General features: G+C 72.2%; 18 protein-coding genes. 3 read left to right on the top strand and 15 right to left on the bottom strand.

Annotation, left to right across the window (positions count from 1 at the left end):
• Positions 1-2: 2 nt before the first annotated feature.
• The 8 genes from ACIPK3_RS02220 to hrcA form a co-directional block, all read right to left on the bottom strand.
• Positions 3-356 carry a histidine triad nucleotide-binding protein gene (locus tag ACIPK3_RS02220; RefSeq protein ID WP_402565825.1) on the bottom strand — a complete coding sequence of 118 codons (354 nt, stop codon included), beginning with the start codon at positions 354-356 and terminating at the stop codon, positions 3-5.
• 27 nt (positions 357-383) lie between these two features.
• The gene (locus ACIPK3_RS02215) at positions 384-3,593 is read right to left on the bottom strand and encodes a S41 family peptidase (protein WP_402565824.1); all 3,210 of its coding nucleotides are present in this window, start codon (positions 3,591-3,593) and stop codon (positions 384-386) included.
• Positions 3,590-4,153: a hypothetical protein gene (locus ACIPK3_RS02210; protein WP_402565823.1), complete on the bottom strand. Its 564-nt coding sequence runs from the start codon at positions 4,151-4,153 to the stop codon at positions 3,590-3,592. The genes ACIPK3_RS02215 and ACIPK3_RS02210 overlap by 4 nt, the downstream gene beginning before the upstream one ends.
• A 110-nt stretch (positions 4,154-4,263) precedes the next feature.
• Positions 4,264-4,656 carry a VOC family protein gene (locus tag ACIPK3_RS02205; protein WP_402565821.1) on the bottom strand — a complete coding sequence of 131 codons (393 nt, stop codon included), beginning with the start codon at positions 4,654-4,656 and terminating at the stop codon, positions 4,264-4,266.
• 40 nt (positions 4,657-4,696) lie between these two features.
• Positions 4,697-5,446, bottom strand: coding sequence for a 16S rRNA (uracil(1498)-N(3))-methyltransferase (locus tag ACIPK3_RS02200; RefSeq protein WP_402565819.1), 750 nt, complete (start codon positions 5,444-5,446; stop codon positions 4,697-4,699).
• A complete protein-coding gene (locus ACIPK3_RS02195; RefSeq protein WP_402565818.1) occupies positions 5,443-6,525 on the bottom strand; it encodes a nitronate monooxygenase in 1,083 nt (360 codons plus the stop codon). Before ACIPK3_RS02195 ends, ACIPK3_RS02200 begins: the two co-directional genes overlap by 4 nt.
• Before the next feature lie 202 nt (positions 6,526-6,727).
• Positions 6,728-7,864, bottom strand: a complete 1,137-nt coding sequence (dnaJ, locus tag ACIPK3_RS02190) for a molecular chaperone DnaJ (protein ID WP_402565816.1) — start codon at positions 7,862-7,864, stop codon at positions 6,728-6,730.
• Complete coding sequence (hrcA, locus tag ACIPK3_RS02185; protein ID WP_402565815.1) at positions 7,865-8,881, bottom strand: heat-inducible transcriptional repressor HrcA; 1,017 nt, start codon at positions 8,879-8,881, stop codon at positions 7,865-7,867.
• A 165-nt stretch (positions 8,882-9,046) separates the two neighbouring features.
• Between hrcA and ACIPK3_RS02180 the strand changes: the two genes are divergently transcribed.
• Together ACIPK3_RS02180 and ACIPK3_RS02175 are read left to right on the top strand one after the other, a co-directional pair.
• Entirely contained in the window at positions 9,047-9,769 is a 723-nt protein-coding gene (locus tag ACIPK3_RS02180; protein WP_402565813.1) for an MBL fold metallo-hydrolase, read from the top strand.
• Positions 9,770-9,803: 34 nt separating this feature from the next.
• Positions 9,804-10,613, top strand: a complete 810-nt coding sequence (locus ACIPK3_RS02175; protein ID WP_402565811.1) for a DUF3097 domain-containing protein — start codon at positions 9,804-9,806, stop codon at positions 10,611-10,613.
• 7 nt (positions 10,614-10,620) lie between these two features.
• Here ACIPK3_RS02175 and hemW read toward each other — a convergent pair whose 3' ends face one another.
• The 4 genes from hemW to lepA all read right to left on the bottom strand — a co-directional run bounded on the left by hemW (position 10,621) and on the right by lepA (position 18,179).
• Positions 10,621-11,853, bottom strand: a complete 1,233-nt coding sequence (gene hemW, locus ACIPK3_RS02170; RefSeq protein WP_402565809.1) for a radical SAM family heme chaperone HemW — start codon at positions 11,851-11,853, stop codon at positions 10,621-10,623.
• Positions 11,854-11,962: 109 nt separating this feature from the next.
• The gene (locus ACIPK3_RS02165) at positions 11,963-13,906 is read right to left on the bottom strand and encodes a SpoIIE family protein phosphatase (protein ID WP_402565807.1); all 1,944 of its coding nucleotides are present in this window, start codon (positions 13,904-13,906) and stop codon (positions 11,963-11,965) included.
• A gap of 249 nt (positions 13,907-14,155) precedes the next feature.
• Entirely contained in the window at positions 14,156-16,030 is a 1,875-nt protein-coding gene (locus ACIPK3_RS02160; RefSeq protein ID WP_402565805.1) for an AMP-dependent synthetase/ligase, read from the bottom strand.
• A 274-nt stretch (positions 16,031-16,304) separates the two neighbouring features.
• Complete coding sequence (gene lepA / locus ACIPK3_RS02155) at positions 16,305-18,179, bottom strand: translation elongation factor 4 (protein WP_402565803.1); 1,875 nt, start codon at positions 18,177-18,179, stop codon at positions 16,305-16,307.
• 238 nt (positions 18,180-18,417) lie between these two features.
• Here lepA and rpsT point away from each other — a divergent pair, with 238 nt between their 5' ends.
• A complete protein-coding gene (rpsT, locus tag ACIPK3_RS02150) occupies positions 18,418-18,684 on the top strand; it encodes a 30S ribosomal protein S20 (RefSeq protein ID WP_402565801.1) in 267 nt (88 codons plus the stop codon).
• Between the two features lie 322 nt (positions 18,685-19,006).
• On the opposite strand, the gene holA is transcribed toward rpsT, so the two are convergent.
• The 3 genes from holA to ACIPK3_RS02135 are packed head-to-tail and all read right to left on the bottom strand — an operon-like array spanning position 19,007 to position 21,126.
• Positions 19,007-19,993 carry a DNA polymerase III subunit delta gene (holA, locus tag ACIPK3_RS02145; RefSeq protein WP_402565799.1) on the bottom strand — a complete coding sequence of 329 codons (987 nt, stop codon included), beginning with the start codon at positions 19,991-19,993 and terminating at the stop codon, positions 19,007-19,009.
• Positions 19,994-20,032: 39 nt separating this feature from the next.
• The gene (locus tag ACIPK3_RS02140) at positions 20,033-20,278 is read right to left on the bottom strand and encodes a hypothetical protein (RefSeq protein ID WP_402565797.1); all 246 of its coding nucleotides are present in this window, start codon (positions 20,276-20,278) and stop codon (positions 20,033-20,035) included.
• 20 nt (positions 20,279-20,298) lie between these two features.
• Positions 20,299-21,126 (bottom strand): arylamine N-acetyltransferase, encoded by an 828-nt coding sequence (locus tag ACIPK3_RS02135; protein ID WP_402565795.1) that lies wholly within the window; start codon positions 21,124-21,126, stop codon positions 20,299-20,301.

Below are 21,126 nucleotides of genomic sequence, written 5' to 3'. Positions count from 1 at the left end.
GCCTATCCGGGGGGCCACTGCATGCCGCGGCCGCCCAGGACGTGCGCGTGGGCGTGCCACACGGTCTGGCCCGCGCCGCTACCGGTGTTGAAGACGACGCGGTAGCTCTCCAGCTTCTCCTCGTCGGCAACCGTCTTGGCCTCGCACAGCACGTCCGCGGCGACGGCCGGTTCGGCGGCGGCGAGTTCGGCGGCGTTGCGGTAGTGCACCTTGGGGATCACCAGGACGTGCGTGGGCGCCTGGGGGTTGATGTCCCGGAAGGCTACGGTCGTCTCCGTCTCCCGCACGACGGTCGCCGGGATGTGCCCCGCGACGATCTTGCAGAACAGACAGTCGTCCTGCGGCTCCCCTGCCATGGCTGCTCCTCCACGCCGGTGATCTCCTCACGGCATGGTATCCGGCGGATCCGGCGGAGTGCTGGCCGGCCGCTGCTCCAGCGACTCCAGCGCCAGCGTGATCGCCTCGTCCAGCTGACGGTCCCGGCCGGCCGCCCAGTCCTGGGGCCGCTGGACGACCTCCACGTCCGGGTCCACCCCGTGGTTCTCCACGTCCCAGCCGTAACCCTCCAGCCAGAACGCGTACTTGGGCTGGGTGACGGACGTGCCGTCGACCAGCCGGTAGCGGTGGTCGATACCGATCACACCGCCCCAGGTGCGGGTGCCGACCACCGGCCCGATACCGAGGGCGCGGATCGCCGCGTTGACGATGTCGCCGTCGGATCCGGAGAACTCGTCGGCGACGGCGACCACGGGCCCCCGGGGCGCGTCCCGCGGATAGCTGTACGGCAGCATGCCGCGCGGCAGGACCCAGCCGACGATCCGCCGGGCCAGCTTCTCCACCACGAGCTGCGAGGTGTGGCCGCCCCGGTTCTCCCGGACATCCACGACGAGCCCCTCTCGGGCCACCTCCACCCGCAGGTCGCGGTGGATCTGGGCCCAGCCGGGGGCCTGCATGTCGGGGACGTGGAGATAGCCGAGGCGGCCGCCGGACCGCTGGTGGACATGGGCGCGCCGGCCGGCCACCCAGTCGTGGTAGCGCAGCGGCTCCTCGTCGGCGAGCGGGACCACCACCGCGTGCCGCGGGTCGCCGCCGCCGGACGGCCAGACGGTCAGCTCGACGGGCTGGCCCGCCGTGCCGACCAGCAGCGGGCCCGGCCCGGTCACCGGGTCGACCGGATGGCCGCCGACGGCGACGATCGCGTCCCCGGCGCGCACGGCGACACCGGGCGCGGCGAGCGGGGAGCGGGCGTCCGGGTCGGAGGTCTCGGCGGGCAGGATCCGGTCGATGCGCCAGTTGCCGTCGCGGTGCCGGGAGATGTCGGCGCCGAGCAGGCCCTGGCGGGGGCCGCCGTATCCGCCGCGCGGGGTCACATAGGCGTGCGAGGTGCCGAGTTCGCCCTGCACCTCCCACAGCAGGTCGACCAGGTCGTCATGGGTGGCGATACGGCCGAGCAGCGGGCGGTAGCGGTCGAGGACACCGTCCCAGTCGACCCCGCCGAGGTCGGGCCGCCAGAACTGGTCGCGCATGATGCGCCCGGCCTCGTCGTACATCTGCCGCCACTCGGCAGCCGGGTCGACGGTCTGCCGCACCCGGGCGAGGTCGACGGTGACGCTGGTGTCGCCGTCGTCGTCGTGGGCGGCGCGCCGGTCGCTGGGTACGACCCGGAGGCGGCCGTCGGTCCACAGCAGGACGCGTTTGCCGTCGCCGCTGACCGCGAAGTGGTCGGCGTCGGCGGCGAGGTGCTCGACGCGCCGCTGGGCGAGGTCGTAGCGCTCCAGCTCGGTCCTGGGGTCGGGGTCGTCGGGCGTGGCCCGGGAGGCGCCGAGGACGCCGCGCACCGGGTGGCGCAGCCACAGCACGCCGTCCTTGGCGGCGCGCAGGTTCGAGTAGCGGGCGGCCTCGACCGGGAAGGGGACCACGCGCTCGGCGAGCCCTTCGAGGTCGACGCGGGTGGCCGGGGTGCCCTCGCTGTCGGGGGTCTCGTCCTTGTCGGGGGTCTCGAAGGGGCGGCCGTGCCGCTGCGGGCCGAACGGGGACGGCGTGGTCGCGGCGAGGGTGATCAGGTGCGGGCGGTCGCCGGTCACGAAGGCCAGGTCGAGGACGTGTTCGTCGTAGACCGGGTCGAAGGAGCGGTTGGACAGGAAGACGAGGTACTTGCCGTCGAGGGTGAACGCGGGCGCGTAGTCCCTGAAGCGCAGCGGGGTCGCCTCGGTCACCGACAGGTCGGTGGTGTGGGCGAGCTTGAGCCGGCGCAGCGGACGCGGGCCGGGGTGGGACCAGGCGAGCCAGGCCGAGTCGGGCGAGAAGGCGAGTCCGGTCACGTCGCCGTGTTCACTGCGGTCGGCCTCGCGGACCTCGCCGGTCTCGCGTTCGACGAGCAGCAGCCGTCCGTCGTGCGCGGCGACGGCGGCCCGGCTGCCGTCGGGCGCCATGGCGAGTGCCATGACCCGGCCGAGCTGTCCCGCGGCGAGGCGCCTGGGGACCGCGCCGGGCACCAGCCCGGTGGCCGGGGCGAACTCCAGGGCGTCGGGACCCTCGGCGTCCGTCACCCACACCACCCACTCCTCGCCGTCGGCGCGGAAGGTGCGGGGCAGCCGGGCCCGTACGCCGGGCCGGGCGGCCAGCGCGCGGGCGGGTCCGGCGCGGTGGGCGACCCAGTGGACGGCGCCCCGCACCAGGACGGCGCTGCCGCGGCCGCCGTGGTCGGGCGAGGCGGCCCCGAACCAGCGTGCCGCGTCCAGCTGGAACGGCTGGAGGTCCACGCGCGGCCCGCCGAGCCGGATGTCGAGCGGTCTGGGTTCGGCGCCCTCCAGGTCGTCCAGGAGCCAGAGTTCACCGGCGCACATGTAGACGATCCGGGTGCCGTCGCCCGAGGCGTGCCGGGCGTAGAAGCCGTCGAGGGGTGTGTGCCCGCGCAGTCCGGAGCCGTCGGGGAGGGACGAGTACAGGGCGCCGGTGCCCTCGTGGTCGGACAGGAAGGCGATGCGGTCCCCCGCCCACACCGGGTGCTCGATGTTCCCGGCCAGTTCCTCGTGCAGCCGTACGAACCCGCCCGTGCCCTCGCGGTCGATCCAGAGTTTGCCCGCCGTGCCGCCCCGGTACCGCTTCCACCAGGCGGCCTCGCGGCCCATCGGCGCGGACAGCAGCACGGTGTGCGGGCCGTGGGCGACTTCGCCGACGGGCCCGTACGGCAGCGGGGTCGGGGGTCCGCCGTCGAGCGGGACGGCGTGCGCCCAGGTGCGGCGCATGGAGGGCTGGCCGTGGGTGGTGAGCGCGAGGACGCGTCCGTCGGGGGTCCAGCCGCGTACCCGGGTGCGCCAACTGCCCCAGTGGGTGAGCCGCTTCGCGGGCCCTCCGGCGACCGGGGCGACATGGACCTCCGGGGCGCCGTCGCGGGTGGAGGTCCAGGCGACGGCCGTACCGTCGGGTGAGATGCGCGGCATGGACACCGGCACGTTGTCGGCGCTGACCCGCCAGGCACGGCCGCCGTCGAGGGGCGCGAGCCAGACGTCGTCCTCGGCCGTGAACGCGACCAGTTCGCCGTGCAGATGGGGGAACCGGAGGTAGGACTCCGTGGGTTGCCGCCCGCTCACTTGCCCTCGACCGGCCAGCAGGTGGGGTCGCCCTGGCACCAGACGGTGCGGGTGACGGTCACGGTGGGACCGGGCCGCTGCCCGCCCGGCGGGCGGTAGGTGACGGGAGGTTTGTACGTCGGACCGGGTTTCGCGTCGCAGTTGCCGAGACCCTGCACGTGGAACACCTCCCTGCCGGCGACCTTGGCGACCAGGTCGCCGCGCACGCACGCGCCGCTGACGGCCCTGGTGACCTTGCCGGTGACGGTGATCTTCCGTCCGTCGTCGGTCTGTCCCTGGCAGTCCACGGAGACGATCGTGGTCTCGCTCGGCGAGGGTGTCCTGCCGTAGGTACGGCCCTTGCTGCCGTAGTTGCCCGTGCAGCTCAGCCAGCGCACCTTCACATGCTGCCGCTCCAGCTGGGCCGTGGCCGTGGTGTCCGTCGTGTACGCCACCGTCGCGGAGCTCATGTCACCGGGCTGGCAGGCCACGACCGCGCCCACGGCCATCACCGCGAGCCCGCCCACGGCCACCACCCGCGTCCCGCGCGGCCGACGCCAAATCCGCCTCAATGCCCCCATGGGGGGCAGCCTGCCACCGACGGGGGCGCGACGGAAGGGCGCGTACGGCCAGTCAAATGTTCGCGCTGGTCACCGGGGAGGGGTATGCGGCGGCCGTCCACTCCGGACGGTCACGTGCGCAGCAGCAGCCACTCCTGGAGTTCCACCAGGTTGCCCTCCGGGTCCTTGAGGTGGGCGACACGCATGCGGTCGGTCATGGAGGCCGGGCCGTGGAGCAGGGTGGCGCCGCGCGCGGTGATCTGCGCGCAGTAGCCGTCCAGGTCGTCGACGCGCAGCACGACCAGGGAACGGTGGCCGGTCGCCGTGTCACCCAGTTCGCCCAGCACCTCGGCCATCATCGCCCGGTCCTGGAGGGCGATCCCGGCGGAACCGGAGTGCGGGCTGAACTTCTCGTACGGGCCGTCGGCCGCGCCCGACTGCGGCTTGAGGCCGAGGACTTCGGCGTAGAAGCGGTAGCAGGCGGCGAAGTCGGTGACGAGCAACCGGACCTGGGCGAGTTCCACGGCGTTCCCCCTGTGTGTGTTCCCGGCGTGTGTCCCGGTGTCAGGACCAGCGGCCGGTGAGGCCCAGCAGGAGGGCCGCCGCCGCGGTCCCCGCGGTCGATGTACGCAGCACGGTACGCCCCAGCACATACGCCTTCGCGCCCGCCTCCGCGAAGGCCGCCAACTCCTCTCGGGAGACGCCTCCCTCGGGGCCGACGACGAGCACGATCTGGCCCTCCGCGGGGAGTTCGGCGGTGGCGAGCGGCTCGCTGCCGTGTTCGAAGTCCGAGTGCAGTACGGCGGCGAAGTCGGCCTTGGCGAGAAGCGCGGCGACCTGTTTGGTCGTCGCCGGGTCCGCGACCTCGGGGAAGCGGACCCGGCGGGACTGCTTGCCGGCCTCGCGGGCGGTGGCCCGCCACTTGCCGAGGGCCTTCAGCCCGCGGTCGCCCTTCCACTGGGTGATGCAGCGGGACGCCTGCCACGGCACGATCGCGTCGACGCCGACCTCGGTCATGGTCTCGACGGCGAGTTCGCCCCGGTCCCCCTTGGGGAGGGCCTGGACGACGGTGATGCGGGGCTGTTCCTCGGGCTCCTCGGTGACGCCGGTCATGTGGACGACCAGCCGGTCCTTGCCCTCGGTGCCGATCACGTCGCACGTCGCGTACCGCCCGGCGCCGTCGGTGAGAACGACCTCCTCGCCGGGTTCGAGCCGCTTCACGGAGACGGCGTGCCGTCCCTCGGGACCGTCGAGGACGTACCGTCCGCCGTCGTCCGCGCGGAAGTGCTCGACGACGAAGACCGGGGCGGTCATCGGGTCTCACCGCCGGGAGCCGCGGGCAGCGCGGTCCTCGCCTCGGCGAGTTCCGCCGCCAGCACCTCCACCAGCTGCCCGGCGGGCAGGGCCCTGGCCATGCGGTGCCCCTGGCCCGCCCACATGGCCATGCCCTGGGTGTCACCGGCCTTGGTCGCCGCCTTGCGCAGCGGCGAGGTCAGATGGTGCACCTCGGGGTAGGCGGCGGGTGCGTACCGGCCGTGCTCGCGCAGGAAACGGTTGACCAGGCCGCGGGCCGGACGGCCGGTGAAGGCGCGGGTCAGCTGGGTGCGGGCGAACAGCGGGTTGGTCAGCGCCTGCTTGTGCAGGGCGTGCGCGCCGGACTCGGGGGTGGGGACGAACGCGGTGCCGAGCTGCGCCGCGCTCGCGCCCGCCGCGAGGACTGCGGCGATCTGTCCGCCGCGCATGATGCCGCCGGCCGCGACGACCGGGATGTCCACGGTCTCGCGGATCTGCGCGACGAGGGTGAGCACTCCGAGGCCGGAGCCGTCGTTCTCCGGGAGGTCCCGGTGGGTGCCCTGGTGGCCGCCCGCCTCGACGCCCTGCGCGATCACCGCGTCGGCGCCCGCGCGCCGTACGGCGAGGGCCTCCTCGGGTGTGGTCGCGGTGGCCAGGGTGAGGGTTCCGGCGCGGCGGAGGGACTCCAGCACCTCGCGGGTGGGGACACCGAAGTGGAAGGAGACCACCGGCACCGGGTTGTCCAGCAGTACGGCGAGCTTGGTCTCGTACCCGTCGTCGCGGCCGCTGTCCGGGTCGCCGAGCTCGGTCCCGTACCAGGCGGCCTCGCCGGCCAGCTGGCTCGCGTAGAGGTCCACGGTGCCGGACTCGGCGTACTCCGGCTGCGGCATGAACAGGTTCACGCCGAAGGGGCGGGAGGTGAGGCTCCGCAGCTGTTTGATCTCCTGGTACATGCCGTCGGCGGTCTTGTACCCGGCGGCGAGAAACCCGAGCCCGCCCGCCTCACAGACGGCGGCGGCGAGCTGCGGCACGGAGACGCCGCCCGCCATGGGGGCCTGCACGATCGGCTGGGGAAAGAGATCGGTCAGCGCGGAGGACATGACCGCATGGTGTCACGTCCTCCGAACAAGTCCGAAACCGGCCGTCCCTTGGCACAGGCCAGGGGCAAGCGGGCTGCGCCCGCCGGACTCACCGACCGTTGAAGGCGTCCTTGAGCCGCGAGAACAGCCCTTGCCGGCCCGGCTGACTGTGTCTGCCCGGGGGGCGACCCCCGGACCCCCGCCCACTAGTCAGCCACCCGCGTCACCGACCGTTGAACGCGTCCTTGAGCCGCGAGAACAGCCCTTGCTGGCCCGGCTGGAACTGTCCCTGTGGGCGTTCCTCGCCGCGGAGCTTGGCGAGTTCGCGCAGGACGCGTTCCTGTTCGGGGTCGAGCTTGCTGGGGGTCTGGACCTCGACGTGGACGATGAGGTCGCCCCGGCCGCCGCCGCGCAGGTGCGTGACGCCACGGCCGTGCAGCGGGATGGACTGGCCGGACTGGGTGCCGGGCCGGATGTCGACCTCTTCGAGGCCGTCGAGGGTCTCCAGCGGCACCTTGGTGCCGAGGGCCGCCGCCGTCATCGGGAGCGTGACCGTGCAGTGCAGGTCGTCACCGCGCCGCTGGAACATGGCGTGCGGCAGTTCGTGGATCTCGACGTACAGGTCACCGGCGGGACCACCGCCCGGGCCGACCTCGCCCTCGCCGGCCAGCTGGATGCGCGTGCCGTTGTCGACACCGGCCGGGATCTTCACCGTCAGGGTGCGGCGGGAGCGGACGCGTCCGTCGCCGGCGCACTCCGGGCACGGTGTCGGGACGACCGTGCCGAAGCCCTGGCACTGCGGGCAGGGCCGCGAGGTCATGACCTGGCCGAGGAACGACCGGGTCACCTGGGACACCTCGCCGCGGCCGCGGCACATGTCACAGGTCTGCGCGGAGGTGCCGGGCGCGGCGCCCTCGCCGCTGCAGGTGTTGCAGACGACGGCCGTGTCGACCTGGATGTCCTTGGTCGTACCGAAGGCCGCCTCGTCCAGCTCGACCTCGATCCGGATCATCGCGTCCTGGCCCCGGCGGGTGCGCGAGCGCGGCCCGCGCTGCGACGCCGTGCCGAAGAACGCGTCCATGATGTCGGAGAAGTTGCCGAAGCCACCGGCCCCGAACCCGCCCGCACCGGCGCCGCCGGACTGCGAGAGCGGATCGCCGCCGAGGTCGTAGACCTGCTTCTTCTGCGGGTCCGACAGCACCTCGTAAGCGGCGTTGATCTCCTTGAACCGCTCCTGGGTCTTCGGGTCCGGGTTGACGTCCGGGTGCAGCTCGCGAGCGAGCCGCCGGAAGGCCTTCTTGATCTCTTCCTGCGACGCGTCGCGACGCACGCCGAGAACGGCGTAGTAGTCCGTGGCCACTTACGACTCCGCCAGGATCTGTCCGACGTAACGTGCCACCGCTCGTACCGCTCCCATCGTTCCCGGGTAATCCATGCGGGTCGGTCCGACCACGCCGAGTTTGGCCACTGCCTCGCCGCCGGAACCGTAACCGACCGACACGACGGATGTGGAGTTGAGTCCCTCATGGGCGTTCTCGTGACCGATCCGCACGGTCACACCCGGATCCTTGGCCTCGCCCAGCAGCTTGAGGAGCACGACCTGCTCCTCCAGTGCCTCCAGGACGGGCCGGATCATGAGAGGAAAGTCATGCCCGAAGCGGGTGAGATTGGCGGTGCCGCCAATGATCAGCCGCTCCTCGTTCTCCTCGACCAGCGTCTCCAGCAAGGTGGAGAGCACCGTCGCGACCGTACCCCGGTCCTCGGCCTCGAAGGCCTCCGGGAGGTCCTCCACCAGCTGGGGCACGTCCGTGAACCGGCGGCCGGCCACCCGGCTGTTCAGCCGGGCCCGCAGATCCGCGAGGGACGACTCCCCGAAGGGCGCCGGGCAGTCGACCATACGCTGCTCGACCCGGCCGGTGTCCGTGATCAGCACGAGCATCAGACGCGCGGGCGCGAGGGACAGCAGTTCCACGTGCCGCACGGTCGAGCGGGTGAGGGAGGGGTACTGCACGACGGCGACCTGCCGGGTGAGCTGGGCGAGCAGCCGCACGGTCCGTGCCACCACGTCGTCCAGGTCGACCGCGCCGTCCAGGAAGTGGTGGATGGCCCGCCGTTCGGGCGCGCTCATCGGCTTGACGCCGGCGAGCTTGTCCACGAACAGCCGGTAGCCCTTGTCGGTGGGGATGCGCCCCGCGCTGGTGTGCGGCTGGGCGATGTAGCCCTCGTCCTCCAGGGCGGACATGTCGTTGCGGACGGTCGCCGGGGACACGCCGAGGTTGTGCCGTTCGGTGAGCGCCTTGGAGCCCACCGGCTCCTCGGTGCCGACGTAGTCCTGGACGATGGCGCGCAGTACCTGGAGCCTTCGTTCACTCAACATGCGCGCACACCTCCAGAAATGTCATGCCCGTGATGCCCTCCCTGGCACTCTGCGTATACGAGTGCCAGCGCTCCCCGGCCAGTGTACGGCGGTGGGGTGCGCACCGGGCAAGGCCGGTCCCCTGCCGTCGGTGACCGTGACCACGGTCACCGATAGCGTCGCCGTATGACGGTGACTTGGGAAGAGCTGGGGTGGGAACGGTTGGCCGCCGGGGTCGGGCGGTACCGGCTGCCGGGCTGGGACTGCACCGCGGGGCTGGTTCTCGGGGAGGGCGCGGCACTGGTGGTGGACGCCGGGTCGGGCCTCGCCGAGGGCGCACGGTTGCGCGCGTGGGCGCGGGAGCTCGCCGGGGGCGGTGTGACCCATCTCGCGCTCACCCATCCGCACTTCGACCATGTCTTCGGCGCGGCGGCCTTCGCGGACGCGGAGGTGTACGGCGCGGTGGGCGTCGACGCCGTCTTCACGTACGAGCGGGCGGAACTGCGTCGGGACGCCGTGCGCCACGGGCTCCCCGCACCGGATGCGGACGAGGCGGCCGACGCCCTGGCCGTCCCCCGCCATCTGGTGTCCGGGGAGTGGACGCTGGACCTCGGCGGCGGCCGCCAGGCGCTGCTGGCCAACGTCGGCCCCGGGCACACCGCCCACGACCTGGCGGTGCTGGTACCGGGCGAGCAGGAGGTGGTGTTCTGCGGCGACCTGGTCGAGGAGTCGGGCGATCCCCAGGCCGGCCCCGACGCCGTACCGTCGCGTTGGCCCGCGGCGCTCGACCGGCTGCTCGCCCTGGGCGGCGAGGACGCCCTGTACGTGCCCGGCCACGGAGCGGTGGTCGATGCGGCGTTCGTACGGCGCCAGCGCGACGAACTGGCGGCGCGCTTCGGCGTGTCGTGAGTGCGGACGGGCGGGTTCTCCTATCGTCATCCGAATGCGCCAGTACTCCGCCGACCTGACCCCGCCCTGGAAGAAGCCGAAGCCGGTGCCCGAGGTACCGGCCGACCCGGGGCTCGTGGTGGAGGAGCCCGGCACCGGTTTCTGCGGCGCGGTGATCCGCTGCGAGGCGGGCACGGTGACCCTGGAGGACCGCTTCGGCAAGCACCGGGTCTTCCCGCTGGAGCCGCGGGGCTTTCTGCTGGAGGGTCAGGTGGTGACGCTGGTCAGACCCGCGTCCGGTCCGGCGCACCCCACCCGCACCGCCTCCGGCTCCGTCGCCGTCCCCGGCGCCCGCGCGCGGGTCGCCCGTGCCGGACGCATCTACGTCGAGGGCCGGCACGACGCCGAACTGGTCGAGCGGGTGTGGGGCGACGACCTGCGCATCGAGGGCGTGGTGGTCGAGTACCTGGAGGGCGTGGACGACCTGCCCGCGGTCGTGGCGGAGTTCGCGCCGGGCCCGGACGCACGGCTGGGGGTGCTCGTCGACCACCTCGTCCCGGGGACGAAGGAGTGGCGGATCGCACAGTCGGTCGGCAGCGAGCACGCCCTGGTGGTCGGTCACCCGTACATCGACATCTGGGAGGCGGTGAAACCGGCCTCCCTGGGCATCCCGGGCTGGCCGAGGGTGCCGCACGGCCAGGACTGGAAGACGGGGGTGTGCCGGGCTCTGGGGTGGCCGGAGAACACCGGGGCGGCCTGGCAGGGGATTCTCGGGCGGGTGCGGTCCTACAAGGATCTCGAACCGGAGTTGCTCGGGAGGGTGGAGGAGCTGATCGACTTCGTCACGGGCAGCGGTGGGGCCTGACCCGTGATCAGTCGACCAGGTCCCTGACCACCGCGTCCGCCAGCAGCCGTCCTCGCAGGGTGAGCACCGCCTGTCCCCGCGCGTAGGCGCCCTCGTCCAGCAGGCCCTCGGCCAGCGCCCGGCGGGAAGCCGCGCGGCCCTGGTCGCGGAGGAGTGACAGGGGTACTCCCTCGCGCAGGCGCAGTTCCAGCAGGATCCGTTCCACCCGGCGGTCCTCGTCCGTCAGGACCTCGCGGCCCGCGCCCGGGGTACGGCCCGACGCCAGGGCGGCCGCGTACGCGCCGGGGTGCTTCACGTTCCACCAGCGGACGCCGCCGACGTGGGAGTGCGCCCCGGGGCCCGCACCCCACCAGTCGGCGCCGCGCCAGTACAGCTCGTTGTGCAGACAGCGGCCGGCGTCCGAGGTGGCCCAGTTGGAGACCTCGTACCAGTCGTAGCCCGCCGCCGCCAGGGTCTCCTCGGCGATCAGGTAGCGGTCCGCGTGGACGTCGTCGTCGGTCATCGGGACCTCGCCCCGGCGGATCCGGCGGGCGAGCTGGGTGCCCTCCTCGACGATCAGGGCGTACGCCGAGACATGGTCGGGCCGGGCGCCGAGCGCCGCGTCGAGCGAGGCCCGCCAGTCGTCGTCCGACTCCCCCGGGGTGCCGTAGATCAGATCCAGGTTGACGTGCTCGAAGCCGGCGGCGCGGGCCTCGGCGACGCAGGCCTCGGGGCGGCCGGGGGTGTGCGTGCGGTCGAGGATCTTCAGCACGTGCGGGCGGGCGCTCTGCATGCCGAAGGAGATCCGGTTGAAGCCGCCCTCCCGGAGGGTGGCCAGATACCGCTCGTCCACCGACTCCGGGTTCGCCTCCGTCGTCACCTCCGCGTCGGCCGCGAGGCCGAACTCGTCGCGGATCGCGCCCAGCATCCGTACGAGGTCCTCGGCGGCCAGCAGGGTCGGGGTGCCGCCGCCCACGAACACCGTACGGACCTCGCGCGGGTCGTCCCCCAGCACCTTGCGGGCGAGGCGGACCTCGTCGGTGAGCGTGTCGGCGTAGTTGTCGCGGGAGGCGAGGACACCGCCGCTGCCGCGCAGCTCGGTGGCGGTGTAGGTGTTGAAGTCGCAGTAGCCGCAGCGGGTCGCGCAGTACGGAACGTGCAGGTAGAAGCCGAGGGGGCGGTCGGCGCCCCCGGCGAGCGCGGACGCGGGCAGTGCGCCGTCGGCGGGGACGGGCTCGCCGTCGGGGAGGGCGGAAGGCATGTCCTCCATTGTCCTGTACCGCCGCCGTTGCTCCGCCACCGCGCCGGAGCAGCTCCGCCCGGAGCGGCTCCGGCCGGAGCTGCTCGGCCCGGATCTACTCGGCCTGGATCTACTCGGCCTGGAGCACCAGCAGCGCCAGGTCGTCCTCGGGCGCCCCGCCGCCGAACTCGTGCACCAGCCGTCTGATCCGTTCCGCGATCAGCTCGGCGCTCAGTCCCGCGCAGCCGGACAGGGCCCGCGCGAGCCCGTCGCCGTCGTCGAACTGGCGGGAGCCGGAACGCCGCTCGGTGACCCCGTCGGTGACGCACAGCAGGCTGTCGCCGGACCGCAGCTCGACGGTCTCGCTGGTGTACGTGGCGTCCTCGATCACACCGAGCAGGGTCTGCGGATGCGCGGCCGTGCTGACGTGGCCGTCCGGTCCGAGGATCAGCGGCAGCGGGTGCCCGGCGGAGGCGAGGGTGCAGCGGACGCCGCCGTCGAAGAGGGACAGCTCGCCGTAGAGGAGGGAGAGGAAGCGGGTCTGCGGTCCGTCCCCGGAGGTCACCGAGCGGCCGCCGGCGGCCACCAGCGCGCGGGCCGCCGCGTCCGCGGCCTCGGTGGCGTCGTCCAGAAGGAGCTGGTTGAGGCGGTCGAGGACGTCGGCGACCCGGTAGCCCTCGCGGGCCAGCAGCCGCAGCCAGGGCCGGGCGAGGCCGATCACGACGGCGGCTTCCGGTCCCTTTCCCTGGACGTCCCCGACGGCGAAGCACCAGCGGCCGTCGCCCGCCGGGAACAGGTCGTAGAAGTCGCCGCTCGGGCCGCCCTTCTCGCACGGCTCGTAGACGAGGGCGCTGCGCAGTCCGGGGATCTCGGCGACCGCGCCGGGCAGCAGTCCGCGTTGCAGTACGGCGCTGATGGTGGCCTGGTGGGCGTAGCGGCGGGCCGCGCCGATGGCGAGTGCCACGCGGCGGCTGAAGTCCTCCACGAGTCCGGTGATCGCGTCCGGGATGCCGAGCAGGCCGCAGCGCCCGATCACCAGGGTGCCGAGCGGGCGGCCGCCGACGATCAGCCGGTAGGCGAGGGCCGTACCGTCGGTGCCCTGCGGGCCGAGGGCACCGCGCGGCCAGGGGTACGGCTCGGGACCGGAGCACAGTCCGGCCCGGGGGCGCGGGGGTTCCTTCTCCAGGGCCCGGCGCAGGTCCTCGACGCGGTTCTCGCTGGTGTGCCAGACCCTGGCGAGGCGTGGCCAGGTCGCGCCGCCGACGTCGTGCCAGGCGCCGGTGGCCTCGGCCGCGCCGGAGCGCGGCGATCCCCAGCGCCCGGCCGACTCGTCCTCCAGCCACACCGCGCACCAGTCGGCGAGCCGGGGCACGATCAGCTGGCCGGTGAGCGCGGCGACCAGGCTCTCGTCCAGCTGACCGGCGAGCAGGTCGGAGGCCTCGGCGAGGAAGGAGAGGGCGCCGCGGTCGAGCCAGTCCCGGTCCTGCTCGGCACGCTGCGGTTCCGGTGCCATGGCCTCGGCGACCCGCAGCCCGCCGTCGTCCAGGGCACGCTGTCCGTCGTACGCCTCGGGGCCGGTGGCGGCGGGGCCGCCCCCGGCGGGCAGGCGGGCCCACACGGTCTTGGCACCGGCCCGGTAGGTGACGCCCCAGGATTCGGCGAGGGTGGCCACGAGGCGCAGTCCGCGGCCGTACTCGGGTGTCTCGCTCGGCGGGTCGGCGCCGTTCTCGCGGGGGCCTCGGGAGGGGTGGTGGTCGGTGACCTCGATGACGAGCGCGCCGGTGTCCTCCAAGTGGCAGCTCAGCTCCACCTCGGTGCCGGCGTGCACGACGGCGTTGGTGACGAGTTCGCTGACCGCGGCCACGGCGTCGTCGGCGAGCCGGCCGGGGTCCACGAGTCCGAGGTCCGACCACCTGGTGAGCGCGGCGCGCAGCAGCGCGCGGGCGGAGCCCGGCCCGAGGGGGCTGCCGGGCAGGACGGCGCGCACCTCCTCCGTGCGTTCCCCCGCGCTCCGGTGCGCGGGGACACCGCGGAGACGGGCAACGGTCTCCCGTTGCGTCGGTATGACCCCCATCGGCCAGCTCCCCGGGCAGTCAGGGCGAATACGCCTCGGTCCTGCCGACAGGGTGACAGACTGGCTGTGCTCATAAGCGGCGAGTTACCGAACTCGGCCGCGTGTGTCCGAAGACGGACAGAAACCGGCACAAGACGACGCCGGGGGTGTCCTGGCGGACTCGCCCCGGCGTCGTGTGGCCCAGCGGTGCGGCCCCGTCGTGAGGTCCGTCCCGGGGCCTCTTCTTGGGGCCTCTTCTTACGGCCCGGGTCAGGCCTCGCGGGTTCCTGCGTACATCTCCTCGATCAGGTGCTTGTACTCGCGTTCCACCACCGGGCGCTTGAGCTTGAGGCTCGGGGTGATCTCACCGTGCTCGACGTCCAGGTCCCGGGGCAGGAGCCGGAACTTCTTGATGGTCTGCCAGCGCTGGAGGCCCTGGTTGAGCTCGCGGACGTAGCCGTCGACCATCTCGACCGTGGCGGGAGCGGCGACGACGTCGGCGTACGACTTGCCCGCCAGGCCGTGCTCCTTCGCCCAGTCGAGGATGGCGATCTCGTCCAGGGCGATGAGCGCGGTGCAGAAGTTCCGGTCGGCGCCGTGCACGAGGATGTTGGAGACGTAGGGGCACACCGCCTTGAACTGACCCTCGACCTCGGCGGGCGCGATGTACTTGCCGCCGGAGGTCTTGATCAGGTCCTTCTTGCGGTCGGTGATGCGCAGATAGCCGTCGGGGGACAGTTCGCCGATGTCGCCGGTGTGGAACCAGCCGTCCGGCTCCAGGACCTCGGCGGTCTTCTCGGGCAGCCCGTGGTAGCCCTGCATGATGCCGGGGCCGCGCAACAGGATCTCGCCGTCGTCGGCGATGCGCACCTCGCAGCCGGGCAGCGGCTTGCCGACGGTGCCGGTGCGGTAGGCGTCACCGGGGTTCACGAAGGAGGCGGCGGAGGACTCGGTGAGCCCGTAGCCCTCCAGGATGTGCACTCCGGCACCGGCGAAGAAGTAGCCGATCTCGGGCGAGAGTGCCGCGGAGCCGGAGACGCAGGCGCGCAGCTTGCCGCCGAAGGCCTCGCGCAGCTTCGAGTAGACGAGGGCGTCGGCGACCTTGTGCTTGGCGGCCAGGCCGAAGGGCGCGGACGCGGTGCCGGTGCGGCGGAAGTTGTCCTGGGTGACCTTGGCGTACTCGCGGGCGACTTCCGAGGCCCACTGGAAGATCTTGAACTTGGCGGCGCCGCCCGCGCGCGCCTTGGCGGCGACGCCGTTGTAGACCTTCTCGAAGATGCGCGGCACGGCCGCCATGTACGTCGGCTGGACCACCGGGAGATTGTCGATGATCTTGTCGACCCGGCCGTCGACGGCGGTGACGTGTCCGACCTCGATCTGGCCGGAGGTGAGCACCTTGCCGAAGACGTGGGCGAGCGGCAGCCACAGGTACTGCACGTCCTCGGTGCCGACCAGCCCGGTCGACGCGATCGCCTTCGCCATGTACGACCAGTTGTCCTGCGGCAGCCGCACGCCCTTGGGGCGGCCGGTGGTGCCGGAGGTGTAGATCAGAGTGGCCAGCTGGTCCTTGGTGATCGCCGCGACCCGCTCCTCGATCAGCTTGGGGTGCTTCTCCAGGTAGGCGGCGCCGCGCTGTTCCAGGTCGGCGAGGGTGAGCACCCAGTCGGCGGTCTCGACGCCGGCCGGGTCGATGACGATCACATGGTTCAGCTCGGGCAGTTCCGCGCGCTTCTCCACGGCCTTGGCGAGCTGGGAGGCGTCCTCCGCGATCAGCACACGGCTGTCGGAGTCGGCGAGGATGAACGCCGACTCCTCGGTGTTGGTCTGCGGGTAGATCGTCGTGGTGGCCGCGCCGGCGCACAGGATGCCGAGGTCGGCGAGGATCCACTCGACGCGGGTGGAGGAGGCGAGCGCGACGCGCTGTTCGGGCAGCACGCCGAGTTCGATGAGGCCCGCCGCGATCGCGTAGACCCGCTCGGCCGCCTGCGCCCAGCTCAGGGACTTCCATTCGTCCTGGCCCTGACCGGCGGGCGAGGGGACGGGGTAGCGATAGGCCTCGGCGTCCGGTGTGGCCGCCACGCGGTCCAGGAAGAGGGCCGCCACGGAGGGCGGACGGTTCTCGATCAGGGTCTGTGTGTCGCTCACGACATCCTCCGGGGCCCGCGGCGATGCGGCTGGCTCAAAGTGCGGCTGGGTTAACTCACGGTGCGGTTCGGGACTCTTGTTTAACTCGCGAGTAACTATCGAGCAGGGTTCAGGGTAGAGCCCGACCGGCCTGTTCGTAAGAGGCAGCGGCTTGTGACTTCCTCCGGTCGGTGACCGAATGTATGCGAGAGGGGCCCGCCGTGCTTTCGCACGACGGACCCCCCTTGCGCCCGGTTTGCCCGGGCACTGCGCGACTGCCGCGAGCGGCGGCCGACTACTTCTTGCCCTTGCCCGATCCCGCGCTGTCATCACTGGAGAGAACGGCGATGAAGGCCTCCTGGGGAACCTCCACGGAACCCACCATCTTCATCCGCTTCTTGCCTTCCTTCTGCTTCTCCAGCAGCTTCCGCTTACGGGAGATGTCGCCGCCGTAGCACTTGGCGAGGACGTCCTTGCGGATGGCGCGGATGGTCTCGCGGGCGATGACCCGGGAGCCGATGGCGGCCTGGATGGGCACCTCGAACGCCTGCCGCGGGATGAGCTCGCGCAGCTTGGCGACGAGCCGCACCCCGTACGCGTACGCGGCGTCCTTGTGGGTGATCGCCGAGAAGGCGTCCACCTTGTCGCCGTGCAGCAGGATGTCGACCTTGACCAGGCTCGACGTCTGCTCGCCGGTGGGCTCGTAGTCCAGCGACGCGTAACCACGCGTCTTCGACTTCAGCTGGTCGAAGAAGTCGAAGACGATCTCGGCGAGCGGCAGGGTGTAGCGGATCTCGACCCGGTCCTCGGAGAGGTAGTCCATGCCGAGGAGGGTGCCGCGCCGGGTCTGGCACAGCTCCATGATCGAGCCGATGAACTCGGTCGGCGCCAGGACGGTGGCGCGCACGACCGGCTCGTACACCTCGGCGATCTTGCCCTCGGGGAACTCGCTCGGGTTGGTGACGATGTGCTCGCTGCGGTCCTCCATGATCACGCGGTAGACCACGTTGGGCGCGGTGGCGATCAGGTCGAGCCCGAACTCGCGCTCCAGGCGCTCCCGGATCACGTCGAGGTGGAGCAGACCGAGGAAGCCGACGCGGAAGCCGAAGCCGAGGGCGGCGGACGTCTCCGGCTCGTAGACCAGGGCGGCGTCGTTGAGCTGGAGCTTGTCGAGCGCCTCGCGCAGCTCCGGGTAGTCGGAGCCGTCCAGCGGATACAGGCCCGAGAACACCATCGGCTTCGGGTCCTTGTAGCCGCCGAGCGCCTCGGTGGCGCCCTTGGCCTGGCTGGTGACGGTGTCACCGACCTTGGACTGGCGGACGTCCTTCACACCGGTGATGAGGTAGCCGACCTCGCCGACGCCGAGGCCGTCGGCCGGGAGCATCTCGGGCGAGTTGGTGCCGATCTCCAGCAGTTCGTGCGTGGCGCCGGTGGACATCATCCTGATGCGCTCGCGCTTGTTGAGCTGGCCGTCGATGACACGGACGTACGTCACCACGCCCCGGTACGAGTCGTACACCGAGTCGAAGATCATCGCGCGGGCGGGCGCGTCGGCCACGCCGACCGGGGCCGGGATCTCCTTGACGACCTTGTTGAGCAGCGCGTCGACGCCGATGCCGGTCTTCGCGGAGACCCGCAGCACGTCGTCCGGCTCGCAGCCGACCAGGTTGGCCAGTTCCTCGGCGAACTTCTCGGGCTGCGCGGCCGGCAGGTCGATCTTGTTCAGCACCGGGATGATCGTGAGGTCGTTCTCCATCGCCAGGTAGAGGTTGGCGAGGGTCTGGGCCTCGATGCCCTGGGCCGCGTCGACGAGGAGGACAGTCCCCTCGCAGGCGGCCAGCGACCGCGAGACCTCGTACGTGAAGTCGACGTGACCCGGGGTGTCGATCATGTTGAGGATGTGGGTCGTGCCCTGGTCGGGGCCCTCGGTCGGGGCCCAGGGCAGACGCACGGCCTGGGACTTGATCGTGATGCCGCGCTCGCGCTCGATGTCCATCCGGTCGAGGTACTGAGCACGCATCTGCCGCTGCTCGACCACTCCGGTCAGCTGAAGCATCCGGTCGGCGAGGGTGGACTTGCCGTGGTCGATGTGCGCGATGATGCAGAAGTTGCGGATCAGAGCCGGGGCGGTACGGCTCGGGTCGGGCACATTGTTAGGGGTCGCGGGCACGCAGGGTCCTGATTCTTGAGGTATCCGCAAGGTCAGCGGTCTCGGGTCGGATCGATACGCAGTCTCGTAGTCTCCATGGTCCCATGGGCGCGGACCGGCCACCGGTTTGGGCCGCCCGGGTGGCCACTGGTAACCTGGGTGGCTGTGCCTCTTGCCCTCTCAGCACGAGGCGCGACTTCAAGAAATCATCGGCACGGGACCCATGCGGCCCCGTGCCAGAACCTGAAAAGGCTCATTCGTGGCGAACATCAAGTCCCAGATCAAGCGGATCAAGACCAACGAGAAGGCCCGGCTGCGCAACAAGGCCGTCAAGTCCTCTCTGAAGACCGCGATCCGCAAGGCCCGCGAGGCTGCTGCCGCGGGTGACGTCGAGAAGGCCACCGAGTACCAGCGCGCTGCGGCGCGTCAGCTCGACAAGGCCGTCTCGAAGGGCGTCATCCACAAGAACCAGGCCGCCAACAAGAAGTCGGCGCTGGCTTCCAAGGTCGCCACCCTCCAGGGCTGAGTCACCCTCGACTTGACCGCCGGAAGGACCCAGAGCGGGCCCTCTCTCATCCGCTCCCGACCGGCATCCCGAGCTCATACGCGGCCTGCGTTCGCCACGCGGGTGTGAGCTCACCAGCCTCACCGAGGCCCCGGTGCTTCCTCCCTCCCCAGGGTGGAGCCCCGGGGCCTTCGGCATGCCCGAGGGCGGGCAGGGGGCGGGCAGGGGTGAGGCAGGGGGCGGGCAGGCGGAGTCCGCCTACGGCCCGGAGCGGAGGTGCCGGACATGGTCCGGACATGGCCGTCGCCTCGGCGGCAGCGGCCGGAATGGGTACCGGCTCGGGTCAGCGGCCGCGGGAGCGGGCCGCTCGAGCGATGGTCACGACCGCCTTCTCCAGGGCGTACCCGGGGTCGTCGCCGCCGCCCTTCACACCCGCGTCGGCCTCGGCCACCGCGCGGAGGGCCGCAGCGACGCCGTCGGGGGTCCAGCCGCGCATCTGCTGCCGCACCCGGTCGATCTTCCACGGCGGCATGCCGAGCTCCCGGGCCAGGTCCGCGGGGCGTCCGCCGCGCGCCGACGACAGCTTCCCGATCGCCCGCACGCCCTGCGCCAGCGCGCTGGTGATCAGCACGGGAGCCACACCGGTCGCCAGCGACCAGCGCAGCGCCTCCAGCGCCTCCGCCGTACGTCCCTCGACCGCGCGGTCCGCGACCGTGAAGCTGGACGCCTCGGCCCGGCCCTTGTAATAGCGCCCGACCACCGCCTCGTCGATGGTCCCCTCGACGTCGGCGACGAGCTGCGTCACCGCGGACGCGAGCTCGCGCAGGTCGCTGCCGATGGCGTCGACCAGTGTCTGGCACGCCTCGGGCGTGGCCGACCGGCCGAGCCCGCGGAACTCGCCGCGCACGAACGCGAGGCGGTCCGCCGGCTTGGTCATCTTCGGGCAGGCCACCTCACGGGCGCCCGCCTTGCGCGCCGCGTCCAGCAGACCCTTGCCCTTGGCCCCGCCCGCGTGCAGCAGCACGAGGGTGATCTCCTCCGCGGGCGACCCGAGATACGCCTTGACGTCCTTGACGGTGTCGGCCGACAGGTCCTGCGCATCGCGTACGACCACGACCTTGCGCTCCGCGAAGAGCGAGGGACTGGTCAGCTCGGCGAGCGTGCCGGGCTGCACCCGGTCCGGAGTCAGGTCCCGCACGTCCGTGTCGGCGTCGGCGGCCCTGGCGGCGGCCACCACCTCCCGCACGGCACGGTCGAGCAGGAGGTCCTCCTGGCCCACGGCGAGTGTCACCGGGGCGAGAGGGTCGTCATTCGCAGTGTTCCTGGCCATCGGGAACAGCATCCCACGCGCCTGTGACAACGAGCCGGGCTACGGCTCCTCGCGCCAGCCCTCCCACTCCCCCGCGAACGCGTCCAGTTCCGCGGGGTCCAGCCGTTCCGCCTCGTCCCGCAGGAGCAGCAGCCACTGCGCGTCCTCGGCGTCGTCCTCACCGGCCAGCGCGTCCCGGACCAGTCGCGGCTCCTCCTGGCTGCCGAACCGCTCCCCGAACGCCTCCGCGGCCTGCTCCGCCGCGTCACGGTCGGGCAGCACCAGCACATGTCTCACGTCACTCACGGAAACATTCTCCGGCACCCCTACCGGCGGCTGTGCAGTGCCGTCGGCACCGCGTCGAGCTCGATACCGAACCGCTCCCGGTACACCGCGAGCACCTCTTCGTCCGTGCCCAGTTCACCTACCTCCTTCGTCCCGTCGGGCGCCGTCACCGTCAGCGCGCGCCCGCTGAGCGTGATCCTTCCTCCGTCCTCAGTGATCCGCGAACACACCAGCGACCGCGTGAAGTTCGACTCCGGCGAGGTGCTGTGCCACCACACCCCGGCCCTGAAGTCACCGAGCACCCGGGGCCTGGTCTCCAGCCGGTACTCCGGCCGCCCGTCCCGCAGCACGTCCAGATCCACCGGACCGCCCGCGCCGCCCGCACCGCCCGCACCGTCGGCGTCGGCTTCCGCAATCCGGAACGTCCCGCCGGGATCCTCCTGGTCCCCCCGCTCCCCGAACGCCAACGGAAAGTGGCTGTGCGCCCCGAACCCCACGTCGGCGAGCCACTCGCTTCCCTCCGCCGTCCGCACCCGCAGCGCCAGATGGTCGTACGGAATCCCGAGCCGCCCCCCGTCGCCGTACACCCGCCCCGCGAGCGGCACCACGTCGAAGCCCAGCGCGGCGAGCAACACCCCGAAGGCACCGTTCAGTTCGTAGCAGAAGCCCCCGCGGCGGGCCCCCACCACCTTGTCGACCAGCCGCTTCTCCTCCAGCACGATCTCCTCTCCGAGGTGAATCGACAGATTCTCGAAGGGGACGGTCAGCAGATGCCGCAGATGCAGCTCACGCAGGGCCTCGACGGTGGGCGCCTGCGGGCGCTCGACGCCCAGCCGGGCGAGATAGGCGTCAGCCTGTTCTGAGTTCAT

The sequence above is a fragment of the Streptomyces sp. NPDC086787 genome (assembly GCF_044745865.1).
In the GTDB taxonomy this organism is placed as follows: Bacteria; Actinomycetota; Actinomycetes; order Streptomycetales; family Streptomycetaceae; genus Streptomyces.
This window is presented reverse-complemented; position numbering and strand designations above follow the sequence as displayed.

Coding starts and splice junctions, on each gene's coding strand:
- ACIPK3_RS02210 (WP_402565823.1), bottom strand. CDS start 4,153: ATGGGGGCATTGAGGCGGATTTGGCGTCGGCCGCGCGGGACGCGGGTG.
- ACIPK3_RS02195 (WP_402565818.1), bottom strand. CDS start 6,525: ATGTCCTCCGCGCTGACCGATCTCTTTCCCCAGCCGATCGTGCAGGCC.
- hrcA (WP_402565815.1), bottom strand. CDS start 8,881: ATGTTGAGTGAACGAAGGCTCCAGGTACTGCGCGCCATCGTCCAGGAC.
- ACIPK3_RS02135 (WP_402565795.1), bottom strand. CDS start 21,126: ATGAACTCAGAACAGGCTGACGCCTATCTCGCCCGGCTGGGCGTCGAG.
- holA (WP_402565799.1), bottom strand. CDS start 19,993: ATGGCCAGGAACACTGCGAATGACGACCCTCTCGCCCCGGTGACACTC.
- ACIPK3_RS02165 (WP_402565807.1), bottom strand. CDS start 13,906: ATGGGGGTCATACCGACGCAACGGGAGACCGTTGCCCGTCTCCGCGGT.
- ACIPK3_RS02200 (WP_402565819.1), bottom strand. CDS start 5,446: ATGACCGCCCCGGTCTTCGTCGTCGAGCACTTCCGCGCGGACGACGGC.
- ACIPK3_RS02180 (WP_402565813.1), top strand. CDS start 9,047: ATGACGGTGACTTGGGAAGAGCTGGGGTGGGAACGGTTGGCCGCCGGG.
- ACIPK3_RS02220 (WP_402565825.1), bottom strand. CDS start 356: ATGGCAGGGGAGCCGCAGGACGACTGTCTGTTCTGCAAGATCGTCGCG.
- hemW (WP_402565809.1), bottom strand. CDS start 11,853: ATGCCTTCCGCCCTCCCCGACGGCGAGCCCGTCCCCGCCGACGGCGCA.
- ACIPK3_RS02175 (WP_402565811.1), top strand. CDS start 9,804: ATGCGCCAGTACTCCGCCGACCTGACCCCGCCCTGGAAGAAGCCGAAG.